This window comes from Kitasatospora sp. NPDC101157 (genome assembly GCF_044768255.1).
Taxonomy (GTDB): domain Bacteria; phylum Actinomycetota; class Actinomycetes; order Streptomycetales; family Streptomycetaceae; genus Kitasatospora.
Genome location: NZ_JBIWPL010000017.1, coordinates 77,592 through 91,914, shown reverse-complemented (window position 1 = coordinate 91,914; position 14,323 = coordinate 77,592). Strand labels below are relative to the sequence as shown.

The window sequence follows — 14,323 nt, the reverse complement described above, 5'->3', positions numbered from 1 at the left end:
TCAGGTCGACCGCAGCCGCGCCCACAGCTCCCGCTCGACGGGCGTGGGCGGCACCCCGGCCGGCAGCCGTTCGGGGTGCCCGGGCGGCGGCCCCCAGGACGGTGACGGCCGGGGCGGGGACCACTCCGTACCGTCGCAGCCCGGCATCGGCGCCCAGCCGACGGCGAGCCACCGCATCGGCAGCAGGAGGTGGCGCAGCGCCCAGGCGGCGGCCCGGTACCGGCGCCCCGACCGCAGATGCCGTACGTCCATCCCGGTACCTCCCGGGGTCGAAGGGGGTCAGGCCCGAAGGGGTGTCCGGGCCGCGCGGCCCCGGGTCGGGGGCCGCAGGGAGCCAGCCACTTTCCGGGGTCCGGCGAAAGCGGCCCTGAACCGGCCCTGAACGACCCCGGGTTCAGGCCTGGTTCAGCCCGTCCGGCCAGGATGGCCCGGCAACCCCGTTCCCCTGCCCCAAGCCGCCAGCCCCGGCCCCGGCAGCGAACCGGCGAGATCCGGAAAGAACCGGCAAGAACCGATCGGAGAGCCCCGTTGGAAACGACCGCCGACCCGGTCCACACCCTGCTCGAGCTCCGCCGTCAGGGCCGCCTCGCCGCCGAGTACCCCACCGTCCGAGCCCTGCTCGCCGAGGCCGACGCCACAGCCACCACGGCCACCTCCACCGCCACCGCCCGGACGGCGCACGTCGGCCGCATCCTGGCCGGCCTGGACCCGGCGGAGGTGCTGATCGCCCACCCGGGCACCCCGACGCTCACCGTCGCTGTCCTCGGGCACGGCACCGTCGGCCCGCTGGTCGCCCCGCTGACGGGTGAACTCGCCCGCCACGGGATCCTGTTGCGCCCGTACGTGGCGAGCTTCAACAGCTGGGTGTTCGAGCTCTCCGACCCCGGCAGCGCGCTCTACGCCGCCGATCCGGACCTGACGCTCTGCCTGCTCGACCCGGCTGTGGTCTTCGACGAGGTCCCCCTGCCCTGGCGCCCGGAGGACGTGGCCGGGGCGCTCGACGCGAAGGTCGAGCTGATCACCGCCCTGGCAGCCCGCTTCGCGGCCACGGCCCGCGGCATCCTGGTCCTCAACACCCTCCCGCTGCCGCGCCGTTGGACGCACCAGCTGATCGACCACCAGTCCCGCGCCCGGCTCGGCGCCCTCTGGCGGGAGGCCAACGCCCGGCTGCTGCGGCTGGGCGAGGAGAACTCCTCGGTGGTGGTGCTCGACCTCGACCCCCTGCTCGCCGAGGGCGTCCCCGTCACCGATCCCCGGCTCGACGTGTACGCGAAGGCCCACCTCTCCGAGCCGCTGCTCGCCGCCTACGCCCGCGAGGCCGGGCACCTGGCCCGCCACCTCGCGGGGCTGACCAGCAAGGTGCTCGCCCTGGACCTGGACCAGACGGTGTGGGGCGGCGTCCTCGGCGACGACGGCCCGGAGGGCGTCGAGGCGGGCGGCACACAGCGCGGCGAGGCGTTCCGCGCCTTCCAGCGGGTGGTCAAGCAGCTCGGCTCCCAGGGCGTCCTGCTCGCCGCCGTCAGCAAGAACGACCGCGAGCCGGTCCTGACGGTGCTGCGGGAGCATCCCGAGATGACGTTGCGCGAAGCGGACTTCGTCCGGGTGACGGCCGACTGGCGCCCCAAGCCCGCCGGCCTCACCGACCTCGCCGAGACGCTCAACCTGGGCACCTCCGCCTTCGTCTTCGTCGACGACTCCCCCTTCGAACGCGGCCTGGTGCGGCGGGAGTTGCCCGAGGTGGCGGTGGTGGCGGTGGGCGAGGAGCCGGCCCTGCACGTCGAACGGCTGCTGGCCGACGGCTGGTTCGACGTCCGCCGGCTGACCGGCGAGGACCACAGGCGCACCGAGCTGTACCGGGGCGAGGTCGCCCGCAGCGACTTCCTCCAGGGGTTCGCCTCGCTCGCCGACTACCTCAACGAGCTGGACGTGCGGGTCCGACTGCGCCCACTGGCGGGCGAGGAACTCCCCCGGGTCTCCCAACTCACCCTGCGAACCAACCAGTTCAACCTGACCACCCGCCGCCTCCAGCCCGCCGAGGTGGCCGCCTTCGCGGCCGCCGAGGGCTCGGGGGTGCTCACCGTGCGCTCCGCCGACCGCTTCGGCGACAACGGCCTGGTCGGCGCCGTCTTCCTGGCCCGCGAGGGCGAGGCTCTGCGGATCGACAACTTCCTGCTGAGCTGCCGGGTGTTCTCCCGCGGCATCGAGCAGGCGGTGCTCTCCGCCGTCCTCAACCTGGCCGCCCGCAGCGGTCTGCGCGAGGTCACCGGCCACTACCGGCCCGGCCCGCGCAACGGCACGGTCAGGGACCTCCTGCCCCGGTACGGCTTCGCCCCCGCCGACGAGCCCGCCCGGCCGGACGGCGTCCTCGCCTTCCGCCACGACCTCGGCACCGAACTGCCCCCGCCCGGCCACCTGCGCCTCGACGCCGAGCTGGCCGGCCTCCTGGAAGGACACCCAGACGCATGACCGCCCCCGCCGGCCTCGCCGAACTGATCGCCGTGGCCGCCACCGAACTGGGCCTGCCGCTGGGCCCCGAGGACGCCGAGGCGGACTTCGACGACCTCCCAGGCTGGGACTCGCTCCACCTTCTGAGCCTGCTCACCGCGCTGGAACGCCTCAGCGGCCGCCCGCTGTCGCTGCCCGACCTGCTCGGCGCCCGCACCCTCGCCGAGATCCACCGGATCGCCTCCGGCTGAACGGCACAGCGCACCCGACCCACCCGTCGCACCACCCGAACGAGGTTCCCATGGCACGCATCCTCACCCTCTCCGGCAGCCCCTCCCCCGTCTCCCGCACCGCCCGCCTGCTCACGGTGGCCGCCCGGCAGCTCGAAACCCGCGGCCACCACGTCACCGCCCTGGAGGTGCGCCGGCTGCCCGCGGAGGTGCTCACCGGCTCGGACGTCGCCCATCCCGCCGTCCTCGAGGTCGCCGACCTGCTGCAGCACGCCGACGGCGTCGTGGTGGGCACGCCCGTCTACAAGGCCGCCTACTCGGGCCTGCTCAAGTGCCTGCTGGACCTGCTCCCGCAGTACGCCCTCGCAGGCAGGACGGTGCTGCCGCTGGCCACCGGCGGCTCGCCGGCGCACGTCCTGGCGGTGGACTACGCCCTGCGGCCGGTGCTCACCAGCATGGGGGCCGCGCACGTCACCCAGGGCTGGTTCGTCCTGGACCGCGACATCCTCACGGCCCAGGACGGCACCACCGAGCTCTCGCCCGCCGCCGCCACCGCCCTGGAGGGGGTGGTCACCGGCTTCGCCGACGCCCTCCCGACCCCCGTCGGCTGAGGCGGCGCCGGTCACCGGCGCAGGAGCCGGCGGGCGAGCAGGTTGCCCGCCAACTGCGCCACCTGGACCAGCATGATGAGGACCGCGACGGTGACGACCATCACCGGGGTGTCGAAGCGCTGGTAGCCGTAGGTCATCGCCAGGTTGCCGACCCCGCCGCCGCCGACCGTCCCGGCCACGGCGGAGAAGTCGATCAGGGCGACCAGGACGAAGGTCAGCCCGAGCACCAGCGGGCCGAGCGCCTCGGGCACGAGGACGGTGAGCAGCACGCGCAGCGGCCCCGCCCCCATCGCGCGGGCGGCCTCGATGACGCCCGGGTCGACGGAGACCAGGTTGTTCTCCACGATCCGGACGACACCGAAGGTCGCCACCACGACCATCGGGAAGATCGCCGCGTCCGTGCCGATCATCGTGCCGGTCACCACCCTGGTCAGCGGCGCCAGCGCGATGATCGCGATGATGAAGGGCACCGGGCGCACCAGGTTGATCAGCAGGTTGAGCACCGCGAACACGGGCCGGTTCTGCAGCAGGTTGCCCTTGCGGGTGGCATACAGCAGCAGGCCCAGGGCGAGCCCGAGCACCGAGGAGAGCAGCAGGGTGATCAGCACCATGTAGAGCGTCTGGCCGGTGGCGTCGATCAGCTTGGGGCGGAACAGCTCCCAGTCGACCTTCATGCCGCCACCGCCCCGGAACCGTGCGTCCCGGAATCCTGCGCTCCGGAACCGTCGGCCACGACCCCGGCCAGCTGAGGATCGGCCAGGAACGCGGCCACCTCGGCCTGCGTGCCGTGCAGTTCGAGAGTGACGCTGCCCAGGGGCCGTTGCCCGACCTCGCTGATCCCGCCCGAGACGAGCGAGAAGTCCAGTCCGTACCGGCGCAGCAGGCGCGACAGCTCCCGCCCGAGGTCGCCGTCGTGCCGGAACGGGACGGTCACCAGCGCCCCCGGGTGGCGCTCGCGCAGCCGCTCCAGCGTGGCGCCGGCGGGCCGTTCGGGCAGGACCGAGCGGACGAAGGCGGCGGTGGTGGAGTGCTGCGGGTTGGCGAACACCTCGTAGACCTCGCCGCTCTCCACCACCCTGCCGCCGTCCATCACGGCGACGCGGTCGCAGATCCGGCGGATGACGTCCATCTCGTGGGTGATCAGGACGATGGTGATGCCCAGCTCCTCGTTGACGCGCTTCAGCAGCGCGAGGACTTCCCCGGTGGTCTCCGGGTCGAGCGCCGAGGTGGCCTCGTCACTGAGCAGGACCTTGGGCGAGGCGGCCAACGCCCGGGCGATGCCCACGCGTTGGCGCTGTCCGCCGGAGAGCTGCTCGGGGTGGCGGCGCGCGAGGTCGGCGAGGCCGACGAAGCGCAGCGCCTCCTCGGCCCGCTGCCGCACCTCGGCGCGCGGCAGTCCGGCCAGCTTCAGCGGGTAGGCGGTGTTGCCGTACACCGTCCGGGAGTTGAAGAGGTTGAACTGCTGGAACACCATGCCGATCCCGCGCCGGTGCGGGCGCAGCCCGCGTTCGCTCAGGCCGGACAGCTCCTGGCCGTCCACCAGGACGCTGCCCGAGGTGGGGCGCTCCAGCTGGTTGATCAGCCGCAGCAGGGTGCTCTTGCCCGCGCCGCTGTGGCCGATCACGCCGAAGACGCTCCCGCGCGGGACGGTGAGGGAGACGTCGTCGACGGCGGTGAAGGGCGCGGACTTCCCGCTCCCGGGGAAGGTCTTGGTGACGTTGCGGAGTTCGATCACGGCTCAGCCCGCCTTCGCGGCCTTCGCCAGGGCGTCCAGCTCGGCCTGCAGGGCGGCCGGGTCGAGGTCGCTGAGCACCTTGGCGCCCTTGGACTCCTCGGCGGCGGCCTTCTGCACCTCGGGCGAGTGGTAGAGCTCGACGATCCTGCGGTAGGTCGCGTTGTCCTTGTCCTTCGCCCGGGCGGCGATGACGTTGATGTACGGCCGGGTGGACGCGTTCTTCGGGTCGTCCTGGAAGATCGCCGTGGTCGGGTCGATCCCGGCCTGCCCGGCCACGCCGTTGTTGATGACCGCGCCGTCGGCGTCCTGGAGGGCGCGCGGGGTCTGCTGCGCGTCGACCGCGGTGATCTTCAGGTGCTTCGGGTTGTCGTTGATGTCCTCGGGCGTGCCCTGGAGGCCCGTGTCGTCCTTGAGCCTGATCAGCTGCGCCTGCTCCAGGACCCGCAGGGCGCGGCCCTGGTTGGTCGGGTCGTTGGGGATGACGACCTGGGCCTTGTCGGGGAGTTCGCCGACGGACTTGTACTTCCTGGAGAACAGCCCGAGCGGGGCGATGGCGGTGGCGCCGATGGGCACGATGTCGGTGTGGTTGGCCGCGTTGAACTGGCTGAGGAACGCCAGGTGCTGGAACGCGTTGAGTTCGATGTCCCCGGCCGCCAGGGCCTTGTTGGGGAGCGAGTAGTCGTCGAAGGTGACCAGTTCCACGTCGAGGCCCTCGGCCTTGGCCTTCTTGGCCAGGACGTCCCAGTCCGAACTGCTGCCGGAGATTCCGATCCGGATCCGGCCTCCCGCCCCCTCGGAACCCTGGCCCCCGCAGGCGGTGAGTGCGGTGGTCGCGAGGAGAGCCGCAACGGCGGTGGCCGCATAGCGGCGGTTCTTGGTGCTCAGCATGCCGAGGATCGTAGGTCGAATATGTCGATGACCTTGTTTTTGAAGGATTTTGTTCATGAACGTGCAACACCGGGCAACAGTTGAGCCCTCCCGGCGCCCGGACCTTTGACATTCCGCCGACAGTCCTTCAGTGTTCTCGCCATGTCCGAGCCGAACCCGTTCGAGTGCGCCGCCATCGAGCTGGCGCTGATCGGCGTGGCCCCGCACAGCGTCGCCGACACCCTCTGTCGCTGACCCTCCCCGCCCAGACGCGCCGGGCGCCGACCCACGCCGCGGGACGCCTCGGAACGACTCCCCCGCCGCGAACGCGGCACCGCACGCCTCCTCAGCACCCCTCCACGGCGCGCCCGTCGCGGCACGCCCTCCCCCGCACGCCCTCCTCCGCACGCCCCCGGAAGCGAAAGGCTCCCTCTCCCATGTCTCGAACGACCTTCGCCCCTCGCCGCCTCGCCGCGGCGACCGTCACCGCCGCCCTGGTCGTCGGACTCGCGGCGTGCGGCCCGAAGGCCAACGGAGGCACGAGCGCCACCAAGGACGCGGCGCCGCAGAAGGGCGGCACCCTGACCGTCCTCAACCAGAACCCGCAGGACCAGTTCGACCCCGCGCGGCTCTACACCTCCGGCGGCGGCAACGTGCCCTCCCTGGTCTTCCGCACCCTCACCACCCGCAACCGGGCCGACGGCGCGGCCGGCACCAAGGTCGTCCCGGACCTCGCCACCGACACCGGCACCCCCTCGGAGGGCGCCTCGGTGTGGACGTACCACCTCAAGGACGGCCTGAAGTTCGAGGACGGCTCGCCGATCACCACCGCTGACATCAAGTACGGCATCGAGCGCTCCTTCGCCCCCGAACTCTCCGGCGGCGCGCCGTACCTGAGGGACTGGCTGACCGGCGCCGCGGACTACCAGGGCCCGTACAAGGACGGCCGCGGCCTGGACGCCATCCAGACGCCGGACGAGAAGACGATCGTCTTCCACCTCGACAAGCCCGAGGGCGACTTCCCGTACCTGGCCACCCAGACGCAGTTCGCGCCCGTCCCCAGGGCCAAGGACACCGGCACCAAGTACCAGGACCACCCCGTCTCCTCCGGCCCCTACCAGGTCGTCAAGAACGAGAACGACGGCGCACACCTCGTCCTCCAGCGCAACCCCAACTGGTCCCCGGCCACGGACGACCAGCGCAAGGCGTACCCGGACACCGTCGACGTGCAGTCCGGCCTCGACCCGGCGGTGATCAACCAGCGGCTCTCCGCCGGCACCGGTGCCGACGCGGCCGCCGTGACCACCGACACCAACCTCGGGCCCTCCGAACTCGCCCAGATCAAGGACGACAAGGCCCTCGCCGCCCGCGTCGGCACCGGCCACTTCGGCTACGTCAACTACCTGGCCTTCAACCCCAAGGTGAAGCCCTTCGACAACCCCAAGGTCCGCCAGGCCGTCGCCTACGCGCTCAACCGCACCTCGGTCGTCAACGCCGCCGGCGGCTCCTCCCTCGCCGAAGCCGCGACCACCTTCCTGCCCGCCCGGGAGGCCTTCGGGTACACGCCGTACGACCCGTTCCCGGCGGGCGCCACCGGCAACCCGGAGAAGGCGAAGGAGGCACTGAAGGAGGCCGGCTACCCCGACGGCCTGACCATCACGCTCACCCACTCCACCGAGTCGGGCAAGGGCTACGGCCCGAACCTCGCCACCGCCGTCCAGGACGGCCTGAAGGCGGCCGGGATCACCGTCCAGCTCGAGGCCCTGGACTCCACCAAGTACTCCAAGACGATCCACACCGTCGGCACCGAGCCCGGCCTCTTCCTCGCCGGCTGGGGCGCCGACTGGCCCTCCGGCGGGCCGTTCCTCGCCCCGATATTCGACGGCCGGCAGGTCGTCACCGACGGCTACAACTTCAACTCCGCCCAGCTGAACGACCCTTCGGTCAACGACGAGATCGACCGGATCAACAAGGTCACCGACCACGCCGAGGCCGCCAGGCTCTGGGGCGCCCTGGACAAGCGCCTCGGCGACCAGGCCCTCACCGTCCCGCTGTTCCACCCCGTCTACAAGCGGCTCTACGGCAAGGACGTCCGCGGCGTCGTCATCAGCGACTGGACCGGGGTACTCGACATCTCCCAGGTCGCGGTCAAGTAGCGGCGGCAGGGAACGGATCGGATCGGCCGAACGACTGTGGCACCTATGGAATCCAGCACCGGAGAGGCCCACGCGGCCTCCCCGGCCGGCGGGAGGGAACGGCTCGCGCGGCGACTGCTCGCCCGGCGCGCCGTCCTCACCGCCGCCCTCGTCCTCGCCCTGCTCGCCCTGATCGCGGCCGCCGCGCCGCTGGTCACCGCGATCGAGGGCCAGGACCCCACGAGCTACCACAACGAGCTGCTCGACTCCGCGGCCGGCGGGGTGCCCACCGGCTCGCTCGGCGGCATCGGCGCCGACCACTGGCTCGGCGTCGAACCCGGCACTGGCCGGGACGTGTTCGCCCGCCTCGTCCACGGCGCCCGGATCTCCCTGCTCGTCGCCGTCGGCGCGACCCTCGTCCAGGTCGCGATCGGCGTCCTGCTCGGCCTCGCCGCCGGCCTCGGCAGCCGGCTGCTCGACCAGCTGATCGGCAACACCACCGAGGTGATGCTGTCGCTGCCCTCGCTGGTCTTCGCCATCGCCCTGATGGCGGTGGTCCCCGCCGACTTCCCCCGGCCCCTCCTTCTGACGCTGGTCATCGGGCTGCTGGGCTGGTCCGGCACCTCCCGGCTGGTGCGGGCGCAGACGCTCAGCCTCAGGCAGCTCGACCACGTGGCCGCGGCCCGGCTGGCGGGCGCCACCCGGTGGCGCATCGCCCGCCGGGAACTGCTGCCCGCCCTGGCCGCGCCGGTCATCACCTACGCCATGGTGCTGCTGCCGACCAACGTGATCTCCGAGGCGGGGCTCTCCTTCCTCGGTGTGGGCGTCAAACCCCCGACCTCCTCCTGGGGGCAGATGCTCTCCAGCGCGACCACCTGGTTCCGCGCGGACCCGATGTACGTGCTGCTCCCCTCCACCCTGCTGTTCGTCACCGTGCTCGCCTTCACCGTGCTCGGCGACGCCGTCCGCACCGAGCTCGACCCCCGCGCCGCCTCCCGGCTGCGGGCCGGCACCGCGCGCGGCGACGCCGCCCGCACAGCCACCACCCGCACAGCCACCGCCGGGACCGCCCCGGCCCGGCCCGCCGCCGAGGAGGCCACCCCGTGACCCGCTTCCTGCTCCGCAGGGCCCTCGGCACGATCGGCGTCCTGCTCGCCGTCTCCGTGGTCGTCTACGCGGTCTTCTACCTCGCCCCGGGGGACCCGGCCCAGCTCGCCTGCGGCGAGAAGTGCAGCCCCGCCCAGGTCCACCAGGTCCGCGAGCGGCTGGGCCTCGACGCCCCGGTGTACCTGCAGTACGCCCACTTCCTCCAAGGCGTCGTCGCCGGCCGCGACTTCAGCACCGGGACGGGCCTGCTGCACTGTCCGGCCCCCTGCCTGGGCGTCTCCTACCGCAGCGGCGAACAGGTCACCGACATGATCACCGCCCGGCTCCCGGTGACGGCCTCGCTGGCCTTCGGCGCCATGGTCGTCTGGCTCCTCCTCGGGGTCGGCACGGGCCTGGTCGCCGCCCTGCGCCGGGGGCGCCTCAGCGAGCGCCTGCTGACCGCGCTGACGCTGGCCGGCAACTCCGTCCCCGTGTTCGTCACGGGCCTGGTGCTGCTCATCGTCCTGTGCGCCCAGCTCCAGTGGCTGCCGTTCCCCGCCTACGTTCCCCTCACCGAGGACCCGCAGCAGTGGTTCTGGGGCCTGCTGCTGCCCTGGATCTCGCTCGCGCTCGTCGAGTCCGCCAAATACGCCCGGCTGACCCGCTCCTCCATGCTGGAGACCCTCGCCGACGACCACATCCGCACGTTCCGGGCGTACGGCGTCAGCGAGCGGCGCCTGGTGACCGGGCACGCGCTGCGCGCCGCGCTCACCCCGGTGATCGCGCTCACCGCCATCGACCTCGGGTCTTTGTTCGGCTCCGCCGTGCTGACGGAGTCGCTGTTCGGCCTCCCGGGGCTCGGCAAGCTGCTGGTCTCCTCGGTCGGCCTGATCGACCTGCCGACGGTGGTCGGCGTCATCCTCGTCACGGCGTTCTCCGTGGTCCTCGCCAACGTCATCGCGGACGTTCTCTACGCGGTGAACGACCGAAGGGTGGTCCTCGCATGAGCCCCGAAGCCCCCGAAGCCCCCGACCCTCTCGAAGCTCCCGAAACCGCCGGGGCCGCCGGAGCTCCCGAACCGCTCGCCGTCGTCCGCGACCTGGTCGTCGACTTCCCCGTCGGCGAGGGCCACCTGCGCGCCGTCGACGGCGTGGGCTTCACCCTGGCGCCCGGACAGGCACTCGGCATCGTCGGCGAGTCCGGCTCCGGCAAGAGCACCGTCGCCCACGCACTGCTCGGCCTCCACCGGGGCACCGGCGCCCGCATCGGCGGCTCCGTCCGGGTGGCCGGCGTCGACGCCGTCACCGCCGACGGGCGCGACCTGCGCCGCCTGCGCGGCGGGCTGGCCGCCATGGTGTTCCAGGACCCGCTCTCCGCCCTCGACCCGTACTACGCCGTCGGGGACCAGATCGCCGAGGTCGTCCGCGTCCACCGGCCCCTCTCCCGCCGGGCCGCCGGGGCCAGGGCCGTCGAGGTGCTCGAGCGCGTCGGCATCCCCGACGCGGCGCGGCGCTCGCGCTCGCGCCCGCACGAGTTCAGCGGCGGGATGCGACAGCGGGTGCTGATCGCGATGGCCCTGGCCTGCGAGCCGAGGCTGCTGGTCGCCGACGAGCCGACGACCGCGCTGGACGTCACCGTCCAGGCCCAGATCCTCGACCTGCTGCACGAACTGCGCACCGAGACCGGTGCCGGACTGGTCCTGGTCACCCACGACCTGGGCGTGGTCGCCGGGAGCGTGGACCGCGTCCTGGTGATGAAGGACGGCCGGGCGGTGGAGCACGGCCCGGTCGCCGAGGTGTTGGGCGCCCCGCGCGAGCCGTACACCCGCGCGTTGGTCTCGGCCGTCCCCCGCGTCGACGCCCCGGTCGTCCACGACACCGCGCCCGGCCCCGCCGACGGCGAGGTCCTGCTCGAAGCGACCGAGCTGCGGCGCGAGTTCGCCGCCCGGGCAGCCCTCACCCGGCGCGCCGCCCCGGTGACCGCCGTGAACGGCGTCTCGCTCACGGTGCGGGCCGGCGAGACCCTGGGAGTCGTCGGCGAGTCCGGCTCCGGGAAGACCACGCTCGGGCGGATGCTCGTCCGGCTGCTGGAGCCCTCCGGCGGCCGGCTCCACTACCGCGGCCGGGACATCGCCGCCCTCGGGGAGAAGGAACTGCGCCCGCTGCGACGGGAGTTGCAGATGGTCTTCCAGGACCCGGTCTCCTCGCTCAACCCGCGCCGCACGATCGGGGAGTCCGTCGCCGACCCCCTGCGCATCGCGGGCGAGCGCGACGAGCGCCACATCCGCGCCCGCGTCGGCGACCTCCTCGAACGCGTGGGGCTCGACGCCGGCTCGTACCACCGCTACCCCCACGAGTTTTCCGGCGGCCAGCGCCAGCGGGTCGGCATCGCCCGGGCCCTGGCTCCCCGGCCGCGTCTGCTCGTCTGCGACGAACCCGTCTCCGCGCTCGACGTCAGCACCCAGGCCCAGGTGATCGAGCTGCTGGGCGAATTGCAGCGCGACCTCGGCCTCGCCCTGGTCTTCATCTCCCACGACCTCGCCGTGGTCAGGCAGGTGAGCCACCACGTCGCGGTCATGCGGGCCGGCCGGATCGTCGAACAGGGCCGCGCCGCCGCCGTCTACGGCTCGCCCCGGCACCCGTACACCAAGGCCCTGCTGGCGGCCGTTCCCGTCCTCGACCCCGCCGAGGCCGCCGACCGCCGCCACATCCGGCTGGCCCCCGCCGGACGCAGCTGACGGAACCGGGGGCCCGCCCGCACCCCGTAGCGGGCGGGCCCCCGGCCCGCGGGTCGGGCGAGGGTCAGCTCGCCCGGGAGCTGGACCCGGGCGGCGGCCAAGGAGTTCGCCGCGCGCGGGATCTCCGTCAACAACGTCGCCCCGGGGCCGATGGACACCCCGTTCTTCTACGGGCAGGAGACCCCGGAGCGGGTCGCCTTCCACCGGTCCCAGGCGATGGGCGGCCGGCTGACCAGGATCGAGGACATCGCGCCGATCGTCACCTTCCTGGCCACCGAGGGCGGATGGATCACCGACCAGACGCTCTTCGCCAACGGCGGCTGCACCACCCGCTGACCGATCGGAACCGGCCGGCCGGCGTCCGTGCCGCGCCGTACGACGCGGCACGGGACGCTCAGCCGCGCGGCGCACGCCGCATCGTCCACAGGGTCGGCCCGTCGCCCGGCAGCGGCACCTCCTCCAGCACCTCGAAGCCGAAGTGCCGGTAGACGGCGAGGTTCTCGGCCTTCGAGGACTCCAGGTGGACGGGCAGCCCCGCCGCGTCCGCCCTGGCCAGCCCCGAGCGCAGCAGGGCGGCGCCCTGCCCGCGGCCCCGGGCGACCGGGTCCGCGCCGATCACCGCCAGGTACCAGTGCGCCTCCTGCGGCGCGTTCGCGGCGGCCGCCTCGACGCACTGCCGGAACCAGTGGGCCCGGTCGCCCAGGAGCTCCGAGAGCTCCTGGATCGTGTCCTCGTCCGGGACGGCCTTCTCCTGCGCCTCCGGCGCCACCCAGAAGGCGGCCGCGTGCTCGGTGCGCTCGCACAGCCCGTACGGCAGGTACTGCCGGGTGAACAGCGTGGTGAAGTAACTCCCCAGCGCGGGCGGGCGCGTGGCCTCCTCCGGGAAGAACCAGCACATCATCGGATCGCCCTCGAAGGCCCGGGCCAGCACCCGGGTCACCACCCCGACGTCCTCGGCGGTCGCCGCCCTCGGCACGTTCGCCGTCCCGTTCGAGGACGCGGCCGGGTTCGCATTCGTGTTCGTCATCCGCATACGGACATTCTGCGCTGCCTCATCCCCACCGCGCCAAGCGGGGGACGGCTGCCCGGCCGTCAACTCCTCGACACCGAGCGGAAAGTGGAGTGGGCGCTGCGGGCGGCGGCCCGCTGTCCGAACGGCGGGCACTCCACCGCGAGGCGCCGGGGACGCCTCCGGCCCGCACGGGTTCCGGAGTACCGGCCGGGGCCCGGGGCCGTCCATGGGCCGGTTCGGACCGGTACGGCCGCACCGCGGCAGCGAGAATCCGGCTACCCCTTCGCCGGAAGCAGTTCCGGCACCGGTCCTACTGGCAGATGCCAGCGGGCGCGGCGGTGCAGCGCCTCCAGGTCGTGCAGCAGCTCGGGCGCCGGGACGGTCAGCACCGGGCAGCCGGCCCGGCGGGCGCAGTACGCGGACACCGGGCGCCGCAGCCGGCGGCGCAGCGGGCCGCCGCTGCGCCCGAGCACCAGGAGGTCGTCGGCCCGGTCGGCGACGTGCAGCAGGGCGGGCCCGGTCTCGCCGCGGATCACCACCGGCCGCACCGGCACGCCCGGGTCGGCGCCGCCGAAGGCGGCCTCCATCGCCTCGTCCAGGCGCCGCTCGGCGGCCCCCCGGGCGGCGTCGAGCAGCGGCGGGCAAGGCGAGCGCCGGTAGCCGTACTCACCGCCCGGCGGCTCCCAGGCGAGCACCGGCCACAGCTCCGCGCCCCGGTTCCGGGCCTCGGCCACGCCTCGGTGCAGCGCCGCCAGGCTCCCCAGTGACCCGCTGACCCCGACCACCACCCTGGGTGCCGCGCCGTCATGCTACCGCCCGTTGCCGTGCATGGTCCGTCCTCGTGTGTTCGGTGTTCCGTCGACCTCCACCCAATCGCTGCGGGGCCGACCGGTCGGCCCTTGTTGACGGCTTCCTGACGCGCCGGGCGGCGTTCCCTACGCACTCCGTACGCGGGCCGTGCACCCACCGGCCCTGGACCTGCCCCGGGGTCGTCGGCGGTCGAAGGAGGTCCGCCGGGACCGCCGAGAGCGCACGGCGCGGGTGTCCTCAACCGCTCACGGACATTCGGCCCACCTCGCCGCCCTCCGGAGGTGACCCCGGCCCACGGCCGACGAGGGCCCAGCCCGGAACGGTTATCCATACGGTATGAAACTCACCTTCAACGCCGTCCTCGGCGTCCCCCTGATGATCGCCGCCACCCTGGGCCTGGGCGCCGGCCCGGCCGCCGCGGCCACCGGCGACCTGGCCGTCAACGGCACCACCCACACCGATCCCTCCGGGTGCTACGCCCTGGACGGCACGGCCAGCATCGTCGACAACCTCACGGACGAGGTGGCCGAGATCCACTCCGGCGCGGACTGCACCGGGGACGTCCTCGAAGTGATCCAGGCCGGCGACGACAGTCGCGTCACCGGGGCGCAGAGCCTCTACATCCCCTGACCCACAGCCGGCTCATGGTGCTATC

General features: G+C 73.4%; 15 protein-coding genes and 1 pseudogene. 10 read left to right on the top strand and 6 right to left on the bottom strand.

What is annotated here, in order from left to right:
• Positions 1 to 252, bottom strand: coding sequence for a DUF6059 family protein (locus ACIRVF_RS28560; RefSeq protein WP_402823765.1), 252 nt, complete (start codon positions 250 to 252; stop codon positions 1 to 3).
• 276 nt (positions 253 to 528) lie between these two features.
• Here ACIRVF_RS28560 and ACIRVF_RS28555 point away from each other — a divergent pair, with 276 nt between their 5' ends.
• Genes ACIRVF_RS28555 through ssuE form a run of 3 tightly spaced genes read left to right on the top strand, consistent with a single transcriptional unit; the run spans position 529 to position 3,286 of the window.
• Positions 529 to 2,466, top strand: coding sequence for an HAD-IIIC family phosphatase (locus ACIRVF_RS28555; protein ID WP_402823762.1), 1,938 nt, complete (start codon positions 529 to 531; stop codon positions 2,464 to 2,466).
• A complete protein-coding gene (locus ACIRVF_RS28550) occupies positions 2,463 to 2,696 on the top strand; it encodes a phosphopantetheine-binding protein (RefSeq protein WP_402823759.1) in 234 nt (77 codons plus the stop codon). Before ACIRVF_RS28555 ends, ACIRVF_RS28550 begins: the two co-directional genes overlap by 4 nt.
• A gap of 50 nt (positions 2,697 to 2,746) precedes the next feature.
• Positions 2,747 to 3,286: an NADPH-dependent FMN reductase gene (ssuE, locus tag ACIRVF_RS28545; protein WP_402823756.1), complete on the top strand. Its 540-nt coding sequence runs from the start codon at positions 2,747 to 2,749 to the stop codon at positions 3,284 to 3,286.
• Between the two features lie 11 nt (positions 3,287 to 3,297).
• Here ssuE and ACIRVF_RS28540 read toward each other — a convergent pair whose 3' ends face one another.
• From ACIRVF_RS28540 to ACIRVF_RS28530, 3 genes are read right to left on the bottom strand one after another with little or no spacing between them, the layout of a single operon-like run.
• Positions 3,298 to 3,960, bottom strand: a complete 663-nt coding sequence (locus tag ACIRVF_RS28540; protein WP_402823753.1) for a methionine ABC transporter permease — start codon at positions 3,958 to 3,960, stop codon at positions 3,298 to 3,300.
• A complete protein-coding gene (locus ACIRVF_RS28535; RefSeq protein ID WP_402823750.1) occupies positions 3,957 to 5,021 on the bottom strand; it encodes a methionine ABC transporter ATP-binding protein in 1,065 nt (354 codons plus the stop codon). Before ACIRVF_RS28535 ends, ACIRVF_RS28540 begins: the two co-directional genes overlap by 4 nt.
• A gap of 3 nt (positions 5,022 to 5,024) precedes the next feature.
• Positions 5,025 to 5,909, bottom strand: a complete 885-nt coding sequence (locus ACIRVF_RS28530; protein WP_402823747.1) for a MetQ/NlpA family ABC transporter substrate-binding protein — start codon at positions 5,907 to 5,909, stop codon at positions 5,025 to 5,027.
• A gap of 141 nt (positions 5,910 to 6,050) precedes the next feature.
• Between ACIRVF_RS28530 and ACIRVF_RS28525 the strand changes: the two genes are divergently transcribed.
• The 6 genes and pseudogenes from ACIRVF_RS28525 to ACIRVF_RS28500 all read left to right on the top strand — a co-directional run.
• The gene (locus ACIRVF_RS28525) at positions 6,051 to 6,143 is read left to right on the top strand and encodes an Ms4533A family Cys-rich leader peptide (protein WP_402823745.1); all 93 of its coding nucleotides are present in this window, start codon (positions 6,051 to 6,053) and stop codon (positions 6,141 to 6,143) included.
• Between the two features lie 182 nt (positions 6,144 to 6,325).
• Entirely contained in the window at positions 6,326 to 8,044 is a 1,719-nt protein-coding gene (locus ACIRVF_RS28520; RefSeq protein ID WP_402823742.1) for an ABC transporter substrate-binding protein, read from the top strand.
• Between the two features lie 45 nt (positions 8,045 to 8,089).
• Entirely contained in the window at positions 8,090 to 9,130 is a 1,041-nt protein-coding gene (locus ACIRVF_RS28515) for an ABC transporter permease (protein ID WP_402823739.1), read from the top strand.
• The gene (locus ACIRVF_RS28510) at positions 9,127 to 10,116 is read left to right on the top strand and encodes an ABC transporter permease (RefSeq protein WP_402823736.1); all 990 of its coding nucleotides are present in this window, start codon (positions 9,127 to 9,129) and stop codon (positions 10,114 to 10,116) included. Before ACIRVF_RS28515 ends, ACIRVF_RS28510 begins: the two co-directional genes overlap by 4 nt.
• Positions 10,113 to 11,846, top strand: a complete 1,734-nt coding sequence (locus tag ACIRVF_RS28505) for an ABC transporter ATP-binding protein (protein WP_402823733.1) — start codon at positions 10,113 to 10,115, stop codon at positions 11,844 to 11,846. The genes ACIRVF_RS28510 and ACIRVF_RS28505 overlap by 4 nt, the downstream gene beginning before the upstream one ends.
• A gap of 81 nt (positions 11,847 to 11,927) precedes the next feature.
• Positions 11,928 to 12,182 (top strand): annotated as a pseudogene (locus ACIRVF_RS28500) (SDR family oxidoreductase); the annotation flags it as partial.
• A 58-nt stretch (positions 12,183 to 12,240) separates the two neighbouring features.
• On the opposite strand, the gene ACIRVF_RS28495 reads toward ACIRVF_RS28500, so the two are convergent.
• On the bottom strand, positions 12,241 to 12,873 hold the full coding sequence (locus tag ACIRVF_RS28495) for a GNAT family N-acetyltransferase (RefSeq protein ID WP_402823731.1): 633 nt from the start codon (positions 12,871 to 12,873) through the stop codon (positions 12,241 to 12,243).
• 260 nt (positions 12,874 to 13,133) lie between these two features.
• Entirely contained in the window at positions 13,134 to 13,643 is a 510-nt protein-coding gene (locus ACIRVF_RS28490; RefSeq protein WP_402823728.1) for a universal stress protein, read from the bottom strand.
• Between the two features lie 361 nt (positions 13,644 to 14,004).
• Between ACIRVF_RS28490 and ACIRVF_RS28485 the strand changes: the two genes are divergently transcribed.
• Positions 14,005 to 14,298, top strand: coding sequence for a hypothetical protein (locus ACIRVF_RS28485; protein ID WP_402823725.1), 294 nt, complete (start codon positions 14,005 to 14,007; stop codon positions 14,296 to 14,298).
• Positions 14,299 to 14,323 lie beyond the last annotated feature (25 nt).